The sequence below is a fragment of the Pseudomonas sp. CK-NBRI-02 genome, from assembly GCF_008124495.1.
Classification (GTDB): Bacteria; Pseudomonadota; Gammaproteobacteria; order Pseudomonadales; family Pseudomonadaceae; genus Aquipseudomonas; species Aquipseudomonas guariconensis.
In genome coordinates, this window is record NZ_VSJH01000006.1 from 427,380 (window position 1) to 441,334 (window position 13,955).

Consider the following 13,955-nt stretch of genomic DNA (forward strand, 5'->3'; position numbering starts at 1 on the left):
TCAGCCCTCCTCTCGCAGTTGGCCATCGCTCGCCAGGTGCAGGCGCCGCAACGCCCCGTGCCCGACCTCGACTTGAAGCAGCTGTTCACGCGGCAGGCCGCGGGCACGTGCCAGCAGCAGCCGCATCACGCCGCCATGGGTGATCAGCAGTACGCGCTTGCCCTGATGCTGCCTGGCCAAGTCGTCGACGGCCGCGAGCACCCGCTCGGCAAATGCACTCACTGGCTCGCCATTGGGCGGCGTGTAGCCATACGGGTCGGCCCAGAAGCGCCCCAGGTCATCCGCTTGTTCCTGCATGATCTGCGCGGCACTGCGCCCTTCCCAATCCCCAAAGTGCAGCTCACGCACGCCAGCTTCGCGTTGCACCGGCAGCGCCAGTCGCGTGCCGAGCTCATCGGCAAACTGTGCGCAGCGACGCAGGGGGGAACTGACCAGCACGTCCCAGGGCCCCGCCTCGGCTACCGCTTCGCACATCTGTGCCCAACCGCGCTCGGTCAAGGCGTCGTCCAGGCTACCGCGCAGGCCACCGCCCAATTCGGTTTCGCCGTGGCGCAGCAGGTCGAGCCTCATACCGAGCGATCCGCCACGGCGGCTTCGGCGAAGGTCGCCATCTGCCCGTGCAAGGCGCAGGCCAGACGCATCAGCGGCACGGCCAATGCCGCACCGCTGCCCTCGCCCAGTCGCAAGCCGAGGGCGAGCAAGGGGGTCGCTTGCAGCGCTTCGAGCAAGGCCCGATGTCCCGGTTCCGCGCCCTGGTGAGCGAACAGCAGCCAAGGTCGGCAGTCAGGGTTCAGGCGCACCGCCACCAGGGCAGCGACACTGCAGATGAAGCCGTCCACCAACACCGCCACCCCCTGCTGGGCACAGGCCAGATAAGCACCGACCAGCGCGGCGATTTCAAAACCACCGACACAGGCCAGGGCCTGCAGAGGGTCGTCGGCACGCAAGCCGTGCAGCGCCAGGGCACGCTCGATCACCTGCGCCTTGTGCCGCACGCCGACAGCATCCAGACCGGTACCTGGACCGCTCAGGGCCTGCGCCGAGCACTCCAACAGGACACTGGCCAACGCAGCTGCGGCGGTGGTGTTGCCGATGCCCATTTCGCCACCGATGAACAACGTGGCGCCCTGTTCGGCGGCACGCAACGCACTGTCGCGCCCGGCAGCGAGCGCCGCCTGCCATTGCGCCTCGGTCATCGCCGGTTGGCGGGCGAAGTTGGCCGTGCCGGCGCCCAGGCGCAGATGGCGTACCCCAGGCAAGGCAAGCTCAAGGTCAATGGTGCCCAGATCGACCACGTCCAAAGTGGCCTGAAGTTGGCGCGCCAGTACGCTGATCGCAGCGCCCCCCCCGACGAAATTGCGCAGCATCTGGCCGGTCACCGCTTGTGGATACGCGGAGATGCCCTCCTCCACCACCCCGTGGTCACCTGCGAAGATCGTGATGGCCACCCGTTCCAGGGTCGGCCGTTCACAGCCTTGCAGGCCCGCCAGTTGCACAGCCAGGCCTTCCAGTTGACCGAGTGAGCCGGCCGGCTTGGTCAGTTGCTGCTGACGGGCACGGGCCTGCTCCATGGCGGCGCTGTCGAGGGGTTGGCAGGCGTCACGCCACCAGGGTTGAGTCATAGGGAGGGTCCTTTGAGCATGAGAGGAAGGCCAGCCACCGTCAGTACCACGCGCTCGCAGCGCTCGGCCACCGCCTGGTGCAGCCAGCCGGCCTGGTCGACATAGCGACGGGTCAGCTCGCCCATGGGCACCACGCCCAGGCCGGTTTCGTTGCTGACCAGGATGATGGTGCCTGGCAGTGTCTGCAGGCATTCGAGCAGCGCATCGCGCTCCTGGGCCAGGCGTGTGTCGTCGTCCAGCATCAGCAGGTTGGTCAGCCACAGGGTCAGGCAGTCCACCAGCAGGCAGCGCCCTTCGGCGGCTTCGGCACGCAGCACGCTGGCCAAGGCCAAGGGCTCTTCGATCAGCCCCCAATCGGCGGGGCGACGTTGGCGATGCAGTTGCACGCGCTCGTTCATCTCACCGTCCAGCGGCTCGCTGGTGGCAATGTAGGTCACCGGCAGGCCGCTGGCCTGGGCCAATTGCTCGGCCAGGCGGCTCTTGCCGGAGCGGGCACCGCCCAGGATCAGGTTGCGCATGTCAGGCGACTCCACACAGTTGGCGCAGGCGCGCGGTGTCCAGGTGTTGTTCCACGAGGTCGGCCAGGCGCTCGATGTCCCGCTCGCGCAGGGCGTCGTAGTCGATGGTCTGGGCGTCTTCCAGCCCGGCCCAACGCAGCAGCGCCGCACACGAGTGGCTGCCCTCGAACAGGCCGTGCAGGTAGGTAGCGAGCACCTGTCCGTCGGCGCTGATCGCGCCGTCACAACGGCCATCTTCCAGGTGCACGGCGGGGTGCTCCAGGGCCGGGCCGCGGGTGACGCCTGCGTGGATTTCATATCCCCCTACCTCAGCCTGCTCCAGGCTCAGGGTGCCGCGTACGTTACGCAGTTGCTTTTCAGCCTCCAGCTGCGTGACGTAATCCAGCAGACCCAACCCCGGGCTCGAGCCTGCTGGGCCTTCCAGGCCAAGCGGATCGTGAACTTCACGGCCGAGCATCTGTAGCCCGCCACAGATACCGATGAGCTTGCCGCCATAGCGCAGGTGCCGGGCGATGGCAGTGTCCCAGCCGCGCGCGCGCAATTGCGCCAGATCGCCCCGCACGCTCTTGGAGCCGGGCAGGATGATCAGGTCCGCCGCAGGGATCGGCTGACCAGGGCCGACGAACTGCAGGTCGACCTGCGGGTGCAGGCGCAGCGGGTCGAAGTCGGTGTGATTGCTGATGCGCGGCAACACCGGGACGATCACCTTGAACAGGCGCCCGGCCTGGGTCGCCTGCCGTGCATCGATGGCATCCTCGGCTTCCAGATGCAGGTCGGTCACGTACGGCAACACGCCCAGTACCGGCTTGCCGGTGCGCTGCTCCAGCCAGTCCAGGCCCGGCTGCAGCAAGGCGATGTCACCGCGAAAACGATTGATGACGAAGCCCTTGACCCGCGCCTGCTCGCTCGGCGACAGCAGCTCCAGGGTACCGACCAGGTGGGCGAACACACCGCCACGATTGATATCCGCCACCAGAATCACTGGGCAGTCCACCGCTTCGGCAAAGCCCATGTTGGCGATATCACCCGCACGCAGGTTGATTTCCGCCGGCGAGCCCGCGCCCTCGACCATCACCACCGGATAGGCGGAGCTCAGGCGCTGGTGGGATTGCAGCACCGCTTGCATGGCGATGGCCTTGTAGTCGTGGTAGGCCACGGCATTCATGCACGTGACGGCACGGCCATGGACGATCACCTGGGCCCCGGTGTCGCTGTTGGGTTTGAGCAGTACCGGGTTCATGTCGGTGTGTGGCGCCAGGCGGCACGCCTGGGCCTGTACCGCCTGGGCGCGACCGATCTCGCCGCCGTCGGCAGTCACCGCGCTGTTGAGCGCCATGTTCTGCGGCTTGAACGGCACCACACCGATGCCTTGGCGCAACAGCCAGCGGCACAAGGCGGTGACCAGCGTGCTTTTGCCGGCATCGGAGGTGGTGCCTTGCACCATGAGCGTGGTCATGCCGATTCCTTCTGGTATTGCGCCAGCGCCTGGCGCAGGCGCTGTTCGTCCGCTTCGTTGGCCGGTAGCCCCAGACGCACGGCCTGAGGCTGTTCGAACAGCCGCACCAGGATGCCCCGACGGGCGAGAAACTCATGCAGGTGCGCGGCTCGCGGCGTACGCACGTACTGGAACAGATCGCAGCCGCCGCTGGGCATCAGCCCCGCCTCTTCGAGCAGCGCCGCCAGACGCTGACTGGCTTGAGCACAACGGCTGGTCTGGGTGCGATGGGCCGCTGCGTCATTGAAGCAAGACTGCCCCAAAACCCGCGTCGGTCCGCTGATGGTCCAGGGTCCGAGCAGTTCGGCCAAGCGCTGCAACAGGGCCTGCTCGGCCATGACGAAGCCTAGTCGCACCCCCGCCAAGCCAAAGAACTTGCCGAACGAGCGCAACACGATCAGGCCAGCGCGATCGGCGCAATCAACGATGCTCTGGGCGGGGGTGTTGTCCATGAAGGCTTCGTCGACCAACAACCAACCGCCACGACGCGTCAGGCGAGCGTGCCAGTCGAGCAAGCGCTCGCGCGGTACGCACCGCCCCGTAGGGTTGTTGGGGTTGACCAGCACCAGCACATCGAGGCTGTCCAGGGCCTGTTCGACCTGCTCATCGGCCAGTTCGACCACTTGGTGTCCTGCACGCCGCCAGGCGTGAGGGTGCTCGGCATAGCAAGGCGCGAGCACGCCAACCCGTCCGGCGGGCCGCAGGGACGGCAAGCCTTGGATCGCCGCCTGGGAGCCGGCCACCGCCAGCAGGCTGTCGACGCCATAGTAGGTGCGCGCTGCCTGCTCCAGGCCATCTTCGACCTCGGGCAGGCGCGCCCAAGCCTCCACCGCAATCGCCGGGATGGCGTAGGGCCACGGGGCGATGCCGCTGGAAAGGTCTAGCCAGTGTTCACGGGCAATGCCGTACTGCCGCACTGCGCGCAGCAGACGACCACCATGTTCAAGCATTCCAATACGCTCCCAGGCAGATCACCAGCAACCACAGCCATACCCCGCGCTGCACCAGGCTCCAACCGCGTTCGATGGCCTCGGCGTCGGCCACAGGCCCCTTCCCCAGGCGCGCACGCTCGTGCAACTCGCCGTGGTACACCGCAGGTCCGCCCAGCTCGACACCCAGGGCACCTGCACCCGCTGCCATCACCGGGCCGGCATTCGGGCTGTCCCACAACGGCGCCTGGTTGCGCCAGCAGGCCAGGGCCAGGCGGGTCTTGCCCAGCAGCGCGTAGGTCAGCGCCACCAGCCGGGCTGGAATGTAGTTCAGGACATCGTCGATACGCGCCGCGGCCCAGCCGAAGCGTTCGAAGCGTTGATTGCGATAGCCCCACATGGCATCGAGGGTATTGCTCAGGCGATACAGCACCACCCCGGGCGCACCGGCCACGACAAACCAGAACAACGCCGCAAAGACCGCATCACTGCCGTTCTCCAGTACCGATTCGGTGGCGGCGCGGGCCACGGCGGGCTCGTCCAGCTCGCGGGTTTCACGGCTCACCAGATACCCCACCCGCCGCCGCGCCTCGTCCAGATCCCCCCGACGCAGAGCTTCAGCCACCGGCTGAACATGCTCGCCCAGGCTGCGTAGCCCCAGGGCGCAATACAGCGCCAGCACATCCACCAGCCAGCCGATAAAGGGCAACCAGGAGAGCACCAGCGCCAGCAGAGTCAACGGCACCACGGCAAGCAGCCAGGCACTGACGCCATGGCTGCGCCAACCCCGACCGCCCGCGTTCAGCCGCTGCTCCAGGCGCGCGGCGAAGTTGCCGAACCCCACCAGCGGATGACGCCGTCTCGGCTCGCCCAGCAAGGCATCCAGGGCCACCCCGGCCACAGTCAGCAAAGCCACGCTCATTGCCGCTCTCCCCAATGGTTCTCATAGAGCATTTCACTCAGCGGCCGCTCCTGGGCCCATTGCTCCAGCACCAGCATTGGCGCCGGGTAGAACTCGACCACTGGCCCCAGGCACAGCACGGCCATCGGCTTGGCGCCCGCCGGCATGCCCAGCAGATCGCCCAGTGCCTGCGGGTCGAACAACGACACCCACCCCATGCCCAGGCCCTCGGCACGGGCTGCCAGCCAAAGGTTCTGAATGGCGCAGGCCAGCGATGCCAGGTCCATCTCCGGCAAGGTCCTGCGGCCGAAGATGTGCGCTTCGCGGTGGTCCATCAGTGCCGCCACCAATACCTCGGCACAATCCTGGATACCTTCGACCTTGAGCTTCATGAATTCATCGGAGCGCTCTCCAAGGGCCTGGGCGGTGCAGGCTCGCTCCTGTTCCACCAGCGCCTGGACTTGGCCACGCAAGGCGCGATCACTGATGCGGATGAAGCGCCAAGGCTGCATCAACCCGACACTGGGCGCCTGATGGGCAGCGGCCAGCAGGCGGGCGAGCAGCTCGGGCGCGACCTCGCCGCCTGCGAAATGGCGCATGTCGCGACGCTCGCCGATAGCGCGGTAGACCGCGGCGCGCTCGGCAGCGGAAAAGGCATGTTCGCTCATGGTCGCAGCAGCGCCGCCGTCGCGTCGGGGTTGGAGGGGAAATAGAAGTGTACGTACGACGCAGTCAGGCGCCCGATCCGATAGACCGCCTCGTTGCCGCGCCCACCGTTGGGGCTCTGGCCTCGGGCGATCGGCTCGAGCGCCGTCTCGGTCAAGGAGTGATGATAGGTGTGGCCGCGCAAGGTGCCCTCCGGCAATTCCACCGCTTGCAGGGCAAGGGCAGCCAGGCGCTTTTGCATCACCGCTTCACCCGGCAGCAGACCCAGCAACTCGGCGCGCTCGCCTGCCACATCAGTCAGGGCGTCGAGCAAATAGAGCATGCCGCCGCATTCGGCCAGCAAAGGCTTGCCCTGGGCATGATGGGCGCGGATCGCCTCGCGCATCGGCGCGTTGCTGGCCAGGGCGTGGTGGTGCAGTTCGGGATAGCCGCCAGGCAGGTAAAGGCTGTCCACGGACGGCAACGCCTGATCGTGTACAGGAGAGAAAAACACCAACTCCGCACCCAGCGCACGCAGCAAATCGAGGTTGGCGCCATAGGTGAAGGCAAAGGCTTCATCCCGGGCCACGCCAATGCGCACACCCGCCAGGGACGGCAGCGCCTGTGCAGTTGTGGGGGCGGCGAATACCACCGGGGGCGGCAAGGCGGCATCACAGCTTTCGCCCAGGGCCTGAGCAGCGGCGTCCAGGCGCAGGTCCAGATCGTTGAGTTCACTGGCCTGGACCAATCCCAGGTGACGGCTGGGCAGCTCGATGCCGCGCTCGCGGGACAGCCCGCCATACCAGCGCAAGCCTTCAGTGAGGCTGCCTTCGAGCAACTGTGCATGACGCAGGCTGCCGACCCGGTTGGCCAGCACGCCGGCAAAGGGCAGGTCGCGCTGGTAGTGCGCAAGGCCCAGGGCCAGGGCGCCGAAGGTCTGCGCCATGGCTGTGCCATCGATCACCGCGAGCACTGGTACGCCGAAGTGGCGCGCAAGGTCCGCGCTCGATGGCGTGCCATCGAACAACCCCATGACCCCTTCGATCAGGATCAGGTCGGCATCGCCTGCCGCCTCCCAGAGCAGACGCCGACTCTCGTCAGCCCCGATCATCCACAGGTCGAGTTGGTACACCGGCGCGCCGCTGGCGCGCTCGAGGATCATCGGGTCGAGAAAATCTGGCCCGCACTTGAACACTCGGACCTTACGGCCAAGGTTGCGGTGCAGGCGCGCCAGGGCAGCGGTGACAGTAGTCTTGCCCTGGCCAGAAGCGGGTGCCGCGATCAGCACCGCCGGACAATGCCGGGGCTGGCTCATAGCTCCACGCCCTTCTGGGCACGGATGCCAGCCTGGAAGGCGTGCTTGATCACGCCCATCTCGGTGACGGTGTCGGCCAGCTCGATCATTTCGGGCTTGGCGGCGCGGCCGGTGACGATCACGTGTTGCATCGGCGGGCGGGCCTGCAGATCCGACAGCACTTGGTCGAGGTCCAGGTAGCCGTGCTTGAGGGCGATGTTCAGCTCGTCCAGCACCACGAACTGTACCGAAGGGTCCTGCAACAGCTGGCGCGACACCGCCCAGGCGGCTTCGGCGGCGGCGATGTCACGTTGGCGATCCTGGGTCTCCCAGGTGAAGCCCTCTCCCATGACGTGGTAGCGCACCTGTTCGGGGAAGCGGCGGAAGAACAGCTCTTCGCCTGTGCTGTCGCGGCCCTTGATGAACTGCACCACGCCGCACTGCATGCCATGCCCCATGGCGCGGGCGAGCATGCCGAAGGCCGAGCTGCTCTTGCCTTTGCCATTGCCGGTGAGCACCAGCAGCAGGCCGCATTCATTGGGGGCATTGGCGATGCGCTCGTCGATGATCGCCTTCTTGCGCTGCATGCGCGCCAGGTGGCGTTCGTCGCGTTCGGTGGATTCGCTCATCAGGATTCTCCGCAAGCTGTCGACGCGCACGGAAGGCGACGACAGGTCGATAGACAGGCAGACGGAGAACGCGCAGAGGCCGCGGCAGAAGGCCACGGTGCACCGCGCATCACCCTCCGTGATGCCGTTGGCAGTGACAGGCCGGTCTCCGGGCTCGTGAGCAGGGCCTTGGCCCATGGATCGCGCGCCTTCCCGGATACCTGTATCCAGTGGCCCTGCACGACCTTTGACTCACCTACCGTTGCGGGGGCAGCGCCGGATTCGCGCCTTGCTGGCGCCCACCGGCTTCCCAGTTTCACCCTGCCCAACCGAAGGCTGGCAGCGCACCTGAAACACGCCGCGAAGGTTAGAGGGTTGGGGCGGGAGCGTCAATGAAGCGCGCCCGAGGCAATGCTCGACTTCATGGCTTGTGCCGGACGTGCAGCAGTGATATCACATAGCCATCAGCGTTCGGCAATGCGATCGAAACTATAAGGAGAGCGCAGCATGCGAGGCCTGATCATCAACAACCAGAACCTGGAATTCCTGCGACCGGCCCTGGAAGGCTGGATCGAGTGCATCGACCGCTTCAACCAGGTACATGGCGACAGCGAGGCGCCCTACTGGCACGGCGCGGCCACCAACAGCGGACTGCTCGCAGCCGCCGCCTGGCAGGCCGAACAGGTCGCGTTGGCGCACTATCCCAGCAAGAAGCAACGCGACGAAGGCGAACGCGAAGGCCGCTGCGACCTGTCGATCAGCACCGCCGAGCAATCCGTTCATCTACATGTCAGCCAACGCTGGCCGCGCATCGCCCGCCTGGACCTGGCCACTGCCCTGCAGGAAACCGCCACTCTCGCCCGCCCGATCGCCTACCCCAGCCAGCTCAAGGCCGGCGCGTTGTTCGTCAGCCCCTGGAAGGCCGGGCAGCACGCTAGTCCCGAGGAGCTGCAAGACTTGGTCGACGACCTGCAAAAACACACAGCCTGCGCCATCGCCTGGCATTTCCCCTACGCCTACCGTTCGCTGCACAACGAACTGGGGCAGTATTTCCCTGGGGTGGCATTGTTGCTCAAGCAGGCGTAGGCAAGCCGATGAGCCCACGCGGAAGCCATCCGGCGGTCGCTAGGCCCATTCGCCTGGAGTGAACCTACCCCGACGCATCCGACTCTCAATTCTCACAAGCCAATGAGGATTGCGAGCATGGACAGGATGCGTATCGCGATGGTGTTGACCCTGAGTGCCAGCCTAAGCGCCTGCGGCGAGTCCGCGCGCCTGGAGGTCAGCGACGGCTTCGGCCCCTCGCCTCGCCTGCCCGAGCCCAACAAGACCCTGATCCCGACCGTCAACATCGCCCCGGCGACCGGCTGGCCGGACGGCGCCACGCCGACGGCCGCCGCGGGCACCCGAGTGGTGGCCTTCGCCAGGGACCTCGATCACCCACGCTGGCTCTACGTACTGCCCAATGGCGATGTCCTGGTGGCCGAAACCAATGCCCCGCCCAAGCCCGAGGACGGCAAGGGCCTGCGCGGCTGGGTAATGGGCAAAGTCATGGAGCGTGCCGGTGCCGGGGTCCCCAGCGCCAATCGCATCACCCTGCTGCGCGATGCCGACCATGATGGTGTCGCCGAGGTGCGCAGTACGTTCATCGAAGGGCTCAACTCCCCCTTCGGCATGACCTTGGTAGGCAAGGACCTCTATGTGGCCGACACTGACCGGCTGTTGCGCTTTCACTACGAGGAAGGCGCGATGCAGATCCGCGCCGAAGGACGCCCGGTCACCGACCTGCCCGGCGGCCCGTTGAATCACCACTGGACCAAAAACGTCATCGCCAGCCCCGATGGCAAGAAGCTTTACGTTACCGTGGGTTCCAACAGCAATGTCGGCGAGAACGGCCTGGAAAAGGAACAAGGCCGCGCCGCGATCTGGGAGGTGGACCCGGCCAGCGGTGAACACCGCATCTTCGCCTCAGGCCTGCGCAACCCCAACGGGCTGGCGTGGGAGCCCCGTACCGGCGCGCTATGGACGGCGGTCAATGAACGCGACGAGATCGGCAGCGACTTGGTGCCCGACTACATCACCTCGGTGAAGGACGGCGGCTTCTATGGCTGGCCTTTCAGTTACTACGGGCAGCATGTGGATCAACGGGTCGAGCCGCAGGATCCTGGCAAAGTCGCCCAGGCGATCGTCCCAGACTACGCAGTGGGGGCCCATACCGCATCGCTGGGGCTGGCGTTTGCCCAGGCCGGCGCGTTGCCGCCGCCCTTCGAGCAGGGAGCCTTCGTGGGCCAGCATGGGTCTTGGAACCGCAAGCCGCACAGTGGCTACAAGGTGATCTTCGTGCCGTTCGACAGCGAGGGTAAGCCCGCAGGCAAACCGATCGACCTGTTGACCGGTTTTCTCGATGGCAAGGGCAAGGCCATGGGACGCCCGGTGGGCGTGGTCAATGACCGAGGCGGGCTCTTGGTGGCAGATGATGTGGGCAATGTGGTTTGGCGCGTGAGCCGAAAGTGAGCGCAGCTCAGGGATTTTGAGCCAGATGCCCGGTTGGCAATACGCGTTTGGCCTGCAGATAGGCCCGGGACCAGTAGCTGTTGGAGAGGTAATCCAAGCGCACCGTGCCGCCTGTGGATGGCGCATGCACGAAACGCCCCTCCCCCACGTAGATCCCGGCGTGGCTGACCTGCGATCCGCCGCTGGTGGCGAAGAACACCAGATCTCCGGACTGCAGGGCGTTGATGTCCACATTGGGCGCGCGCATGACGATCATCTCGCGGGTCGAACGCGGCAGGCTGATCCCGGCGGCGTCCCGATAGACGTAGCCGATCAGGCCACTGCAATCGAACCCCGAATCCGGCGTGTTGCCGCCCCAGCGATACGGCGTGCCTACCAGGCCGATCGCACGGAACAGCACGTCCTCGGCCATGGGCGAAGACGACCCTTGCTGATTGAAGATGACCTTCGGCTTGACCACCGGAGCCGGTGCCGGAGCATGGCTGGAGCAGGCCGCGAGCAGTGCCGCCAGGGAAAGGAATGCGAAGCGCGCCAACATCGCCATGGTCAGAACATCCTGTCTGGAACCGTTCGGCCGCAGCCGAAGCCAAAAGTGGTGAGAATTTAGATTAGACGCTTTCTGTAAATGCGCACGGCGGCGAGCTTTTCAGCATCGCCGCCGCGGCAGGGTACATCATTTTGATATCAGTTGCGCGAGATTGTGGTCGGCGCCATCGCCAAGGCGCGCTTGGCTTCAATGAAGGTCTTGCTCCAGTAACGATCGCCAAGGCTGTCGATGCGTACACCGCCGCTGCGGCGGCTGCTGGAGTGGATGAACTGGTTGTCACCCAGGTAGATGCCGGCATGGCTGACACGGCCACGGCCGTTGGTGCTGAAGAACAGCAGGTCGCCAGGCTTGAGCTTGTTGCGGGACACCTTCGGCGCATCGACGTTGATCATTTCACGCGTCGAGCGCGGCAGGTTCAGACCGGCTTCTTCGCGGAACAGATAACCAATGAAACCACTGCAATCGAAGCCGGACTTCTCCGAAGTACCGCCAAAACGGTAACGGGTGCCGATCAGCGACATGCCACGCTCCAGGATGCTGTCGGCCAGGGCTGGCAGCTCGTAGGGCTTGCTGTTGCTGGAAAAGGCTTCCAGGTCTTCTTCAGTGGCCAGCGGCTCTTCACCGAAGACGGAAGAGGCAGAGGGTTTGATCAGGCTCGCGGAGTGCGCGGCGATCGAGTGTTGATCCTGCGGCTGGGAAACGGGGCCTTGGGAGGCGCAGCCAAAAAGCAGGGTCACGAGTGCAAGTGGCACGAGGGGTGCGAAGCGCTTCAGCATGGGCACGACCGTGTCTGTAATCCTTTAGAAGGGTGAAACTATGCCCTCTATCATGGCCATTTGCAAATTTTATCGAAAAAAATGTGACTTTTCTGTTTTCGGGCTCTGGCCCGCGCTTTTCGGGGGTTACCAGCCCAAGGTTTCCTTGAGAAACGGAATGGTCAGCTTGCGCTGGGCCTGAAGCGAAGCCTGGTCGAGACGCTCGAGCAGGTCGAACAGCGCGCTCATGCTGCGCGCACCGCGTGTCAGGATGAAATGACCGACCTCATCGGTAAGGTGCAGACCGCGCCGGGAAGCGCGCAGTTGCAAAGCGCGCAGCTTGTCCTCGTCGGACAATCCGCGCATCTGGAAGATCAGCGCCAAGGTCAGCCGGGATTTGAGGTCAGGGAGTTTGATCGGCAGCTCGCGCGGCGAGGCGGAGGCCGCGAGCAATAGGCGTCGACCGCTATCGCGCAGGCGGTTGAACAGATGGAATATGGACTCTTCCCAATCCGCCTTGCCCGCGATGACATGCAGATCGTCGATGCACACCAGCTCGTACTGCTCAAGGTAATCGAGCAATTCCACGCCTCGGTCGAGCAGTTGTGCCAGAGGGAGGTAGACCGCAGGTTCACCCAACTGCTGGAAGCGGTGGGTGGCGGCCTGGAGCAGATGGGTACGACCCACGCCCTGCTTGCCCCACAAGTAGATGAGGCTCTCGGTCCAGCCGGCGTCGGCTTCGCATAGCCGCTCGACGTAGCCCAATGCCGCGGCATTGGCGCCCGGATAATAGTTGATGAAGGTGGCGTCATCGCGCAGGCGCACACCCAGGGGCAACTGGATCGGTTTCATGCTGGCGGGCGGTCGCGAGGACCACAGGGGGCCTTTGGTGAACAGTGTGCAAAGTCTATACCCGCAGCGCGGGCGGCACAATGCGCGAGGGTAAGAGCATAAGGAAAATCAAGGAGTTGCGAGAGCATTTTACCGTTAGAAGCCCATCGTCCCCCTTGCCTACGAAAAGGGCCGCAAAGCAGCCCTCTCGCATCAAAGCTGCGGATCGATATCACCCGCATACATGTCCGACTCCTTGTAGAGGTCGTGCACATGGCGCAACAGCACCATGATCACCGCCGCCACTGGCAGCGCGAGCAGCACACCGGTAAAGCCGAACAGCTCGCCCCCGGCCAGGATGGCGAAAATCACCGCTACCGGGTGCAGCCCGATTCGATCGCCCACCAGCAGTGGCGTAAGCACCATCCCCTCGAGAGCCTGGCCGACCATGAACACCGCAACGATGCCCAACATCGGGTACAGGTCGCCGCCAAACTGGAATAGACCGGCGATCAAGGCCGCACCGATACCGATGATGAAGCCCATGTATGGCACGATGGCCGCAAGCCCTGCCAGAAGGCCGATCAACAGGCCCAGCTCCAGGCCTACCAGCATCAGACCTCCTGCATAGATCAAACCAAGCGCCAGCATTACAAGCAACTGGCCACGCACGAACGCCCCCAGCACTTCATGGCACTCGCCCGCCAGCCCCATCACCTGGCGCTCACGCTGACGCGGCAGCAGGCTGCGCAGCTTGGCCATCATCAGGTCCCAATCGCGCAGCAGGTAGAAGCCCACCACCGGAATCAGCACCAGATTGGCCAGCCAGGCGAGCAATGCCAGGCCCGAGGCAGTGGCCTGGGACAACAGCATGCCGACGATATCGGTGGTCTGGCCCATGTGCGCACCGATGGCGGCCTTGATCTTGTCGAACTTCCAGAACCCATCGGCCAGGCCCAGGCGGCTCTGCACCCAAGGCAAGGCGACATGCTGCAACCAGTCGAGCATCTGTGGTGTCAGTTCGTACAGGCGCACCAGCTGCTTGGCCAGCATCGGAACCAGCACCAGCAGCAAGGCCAGGAAAATGAGCGTGAACAGGCTGAACACCACCACCACGCCCCAGGTGCGCGACAGCCCCATGCGCTCCAGCCGATCGACCAGCGGGTCGGCCAGATACGCTAAAAGAATGCCTACCAAAAACGGCGACAAGATGTTGTGCAGGAAATAAAGCAGCGCAGCGACCAGCAGCGCCACACCCAGCCACGCCCAACGGCGAACCTCGATCATGCCTGGCAC

Annotated in this window: 15 protein-coding genes and 1 riboswitch; of the genes, 2 read left to right on the forward strand and 13 right to left on the reverse strand. The window is 65.3% G+C overall.

Annotation, left to right across the window (positions count from 1 at the left end; all coding sequences use genetic code 11):
• Genes cobC through cobO form a run of 9 tightly spaced genes read right to left on the reverse strand, consistent with a single transcriptional unit; the run spans nt 1 to nt 8,033 of the window.
• Nucleotides 1-570: an alpha-ribazole phosphatase family protein gene (gene cobC, locus DQ397_RS06465; protein WP_043215726.1), complete on the reverse strand. Its 570-nt coding sequence runs from the start codon at nt 568-570 to the stop codon at nt 1-3.
• Nucleotides 567-1,622 (reverse strand): nicotinate-nucleotide--dimethylbenzimidazole phosphoribosyltransferase, encoded by a 1,056-nt coding sequence (gene cobT / locus DQ397_RS06470; protein WP_148921514.1) that lies wholly within the window; start codon nt 1,620-1,622, stop codon nt 567-569. The genes cobC and cobT overlap by 4 nt, the downstream gene beginning before the upstream one ends.
• Nucleotides 1,619-2,140: a bifunctional adenosylcobinamide kinase/adenosylcobinamide-phosphate guanylyltransferase gene (cobU, locus tag DQ397_RS06475; protein WP_043215725.1), complete on the reverse strand. Its 522-nt coding sequence runs from the start codon at nt 2,138-2,140 to the stop codon at nt 1,619-1,621. Before cobU ends, cobT begins: the two co-directional genes overlap by 4 nt.
• 1 nt (nt 2,141) lies before the next feature.
• Nucleotides 2,142-3,596, reverse strand: a complete 1,455-nt coding sequence (locus DQ397_RS06480) for a cobyric acid synthase (RefSeq protein ID WP_043215724.1) — start codon at nt 3,594-3,596, stop codon at nt 2,142-2,144.
• Nucleotides 3,593-4,585, reverse strand: a complete 993-nt coding sequence (gene cobD / locus DQ397_RS06485; RefSeq protein ID WP_148921515.1) for a threonine-phosphate decarboxylase CobD — start codon at nt 4,583-4,585, stop codon at nt 3,593-3,595. The genes DQ397_RS06480 and cobD overlap by 4 nt, the downstream gene beginning before the upstream one ends.
• On the reverse strand, nt 4,578-5,486 hold the full coding sequence (gene cbiB / locus DQ397_RS06490) for an adenosylcobinamide-phosphate synthase CbiB (RefSeq protein WP_148921516.1): 909 nt from the start codon (nt 5,484-5,486) through the stop codon (nt 4,578-4,580). The genes cobD and cbiB overlap by 8 nt, the downstream gene beginning before the upstream one ends.
• Nucleotides 5,483-6,133, reverse strand: a complete 651-nt coding sequence (bluB, locus tag DQ397_RS06495; protein WP_043215661.1) for a 5,6-dimethylbenzimidazole synthase — start codon at nt 6,131-6,133, stop codon at nt 5,483-5,485. The genes cbiB and bluB overlap by 4 nt, the downstream gene beginning before the upstream one ends.
• Nucleotides 6,130-7,425 carry a cobyrinate a,c-diamide synthase gene (locus DQ397_RS06500; protein ID WP_043215663.1) on the reverse strand — a complete coding sequence of 432 codons (1,296 nt, stop codon included), beginning with the start codon at nt 7,423-7,425 and terminating at the stop codon, nt 6,130-6,132. The genes bluB and DQ397_RS06500 overlap by 4 nt, the downstream gene beginning before the upstream one ends.
• Nucleotides 7,422-8,033, reverse strand: a complete 612-nt coding sequence (gene cobO, locus DQ397_RS06505; protein WP_043215681.1) for a cob(I)yrinic acid a,c-diamide adenosyltransferase — start codon at nt 8,031-8,033, stop codon at nt 7,422-7,424. The genes DQ397_RS06500 and cobO overlap by 4 nt, the downstream gene beginning before the upstream one ends.
• Before the next feature lie 121 nt (nt 8,034-8,154).
• Nucleotides 8,155-8,379, reverse strand: a riboswitch (cobalamin riboswitch).
• Between the two features lie 140 nt (nt 8,380-8,519).
• On the opposite strand from cobO, the gene DQ397_RS06510 reads away from it, so the two are divergent.
• Nucleotides 8,520-9,098, forward strand: coding sequence for a hypothetical protein (locus DQ397_RS06510; protein WP_043215665.1), 579 nt, complete (start codon nt 8,520-8,522; stop codon nt 9,096-9,098).
• A gap of 126 nt (nt 9,099-9,224) precedes the next feature.
• Nucleotides 9,225-10,526, forward strand: coding sequence for a sorbosone dehydrogenase family protein (locus DQ397_RS06515; RefSeq protein WP_043215684.1), 1,302 nt, complete (start codon nt 9,225-9,227; stop codon nt 10,524-10,526).
• 7 nt (nt 10,527-10,533) lie between these two features.
• Here DQ397_RS06515 and DQ397_RS06520 read toward each other — a convergent pair whose 3' ends face one another.
• The 4 genes from DQ397_RS06520 to DQ397_RS06535 all read right to left on the reverse strand — a co-directional run bounded on the left by DQ397_RS06520 (nt 10,534) and on the right by DQ397_RS06535 (nt 13,946).
• On the reverse strand, nt 10,534-11,070 hold the full coding sequence (locus DQ397_RS06520; RefSeq protein WP_043215667.1) for a C40 family peptidase: 537 nt from the start codon (nt 11,068-11,070) through the stop codon (nt 10,534-10,536).
• A gap of 140 nt (nt 11,071-11,210) precedes the next feature.
• Nucleotides 11,211-11,849 (reverse strand): C40 family peptidase, encoded by a 639-nt coding sequence (locus tag DQ397_RS06525; RefSeq protein ID WP_043215669.1) that lies wholly within the window; start codon nt 11,847-11,849, stop codon nt 11,211-11,213.
• A gap of 126 nt (nt 11,850-11,975) precedes the next feature.
• Nucleotides 11,976-12,680, reverse strand: coding sequence for a DnaA regulatory inactivator Hda (gene hda / locus DQ397_RS06530; RefSeq protein WP_043215671.1), 705 nt, complete (start codon nt 12,678-12,680; stop codon nt 11,976-11,978).
• Between the two features lie 192 nt (nt 12,681-12,872).
• The gene (locus DQ397_RS06535; protein ID WP_043215674.1) at nt 12,873-13,946 is read right to left on the reverse strand and encodes an AI-2E family transporter; all 1,074 of its coding nucleotides are present in this window, start codon (nt 13,944-13,946) and stop codon (nt 12,873-12,875) included.
• Nucleotides 13,947-13,955: the final 9 nt, after the last annotated feature.

Coding starts and splice junctions, on each gene's coding strand:
- hda (WP_043215671.1), bottom strand. CDS start 12,680: ATGAAACCGATCCAGTTGCCCCTGGGTGTGCGCCTGCGCGATGACGCC.
- DQ397_RS06510 (WP_043215665.1), top strand. CDS start 8,520: ATGCGAGGCCTGATCATCAACAACCAGAACCTGGAATTCCTGCGACCG.
- cobU (WP_043215725.1), bottom strand. CDS start 2,140: ATGCGCAACCTGATCCTGGGCGGTGCCCGCTCCGGCAAGAGCCGCCTG.
- bluB (WP_043215661.1), bottom strand. CDS start 6,133: ATGAGCGAACATGCCTTTTCCGCTGCCGAGCGCGCCGCGGTCTACCGC.
- cobT (WP_148921514.1), bottom strand. CDS start 1,622: ATGACTCAACCCTGGTGGCGTGACGCCTGCCAACCCCTCGACAGCGCC.
- DQ397_RS06525 (WP_043215669.1), bottom strand. CDS start 11,849: ATGCTGAAGCGCTTCGCACCCCTCGTGCCACTTGCACTCGTGACCCTG.
- DQ397_RS06515 (WP_043215684.1), top strand. CDS start 9,225: ATGCGTATCGCGATGGTGTTGACCCTGAGTGCCAGCCTAAGCGCCTGC.
- DQ397_RS06535 (WP_043215674.1), bottom strand. CDS start 13,946: ATGATCGAGGTTCGCCGTTGGGCGTGGCTGGGTGTGGCGCTGCTGGTC.
- DQ397_RS06520 (WP_043215667.1), bottom strand. CDS start 11,070: ATGGCGATGTTGGCGCGCTTCGCATTCCTTTCCCTGGCGGCACTGCTC.
- cobC (WP_043215726.1), bottom strand. CDS start 570: ATGAGGCTCGACCTGCTGCGCCACGGCGAAACCGAATTGGGCGGTGGC.
- cobD (WP_148921515.1), bottom strand. CDS start 4,585: ATGCTTGAACATGGTGGTCGTCTGCTGCGCGCAGTGCGGCAGTACGGC.
- cobO (WP_043215681.1), bottom strand. CDS start 8,033: ATGAGCGAATCCACCGAACGCGACGAACGCCACCTGGCGCGCATGCAG.
- cbiB (WP_148921516.1), bottom strand. CDS start 5,486: ATGAGCGTGGCTTTGCTGACTGTGGCCGGGGTGGCCCTGGATGCCTTG.
- DQ397_RS06500 (WP_043215663.1), bottom strand. CDS start 7,425: ATGAGCCAGCCCCGGCATTGTCCGGCGGTGCTGATCGCGGCACCCGCT.
- DQ397_RS06480 (WP_043215724.1), bottom strand. CDS start 3,596: ATGACCACGCTCATGGTGCAAGGCACCACCTCCGATGCCGGCAAAAGC.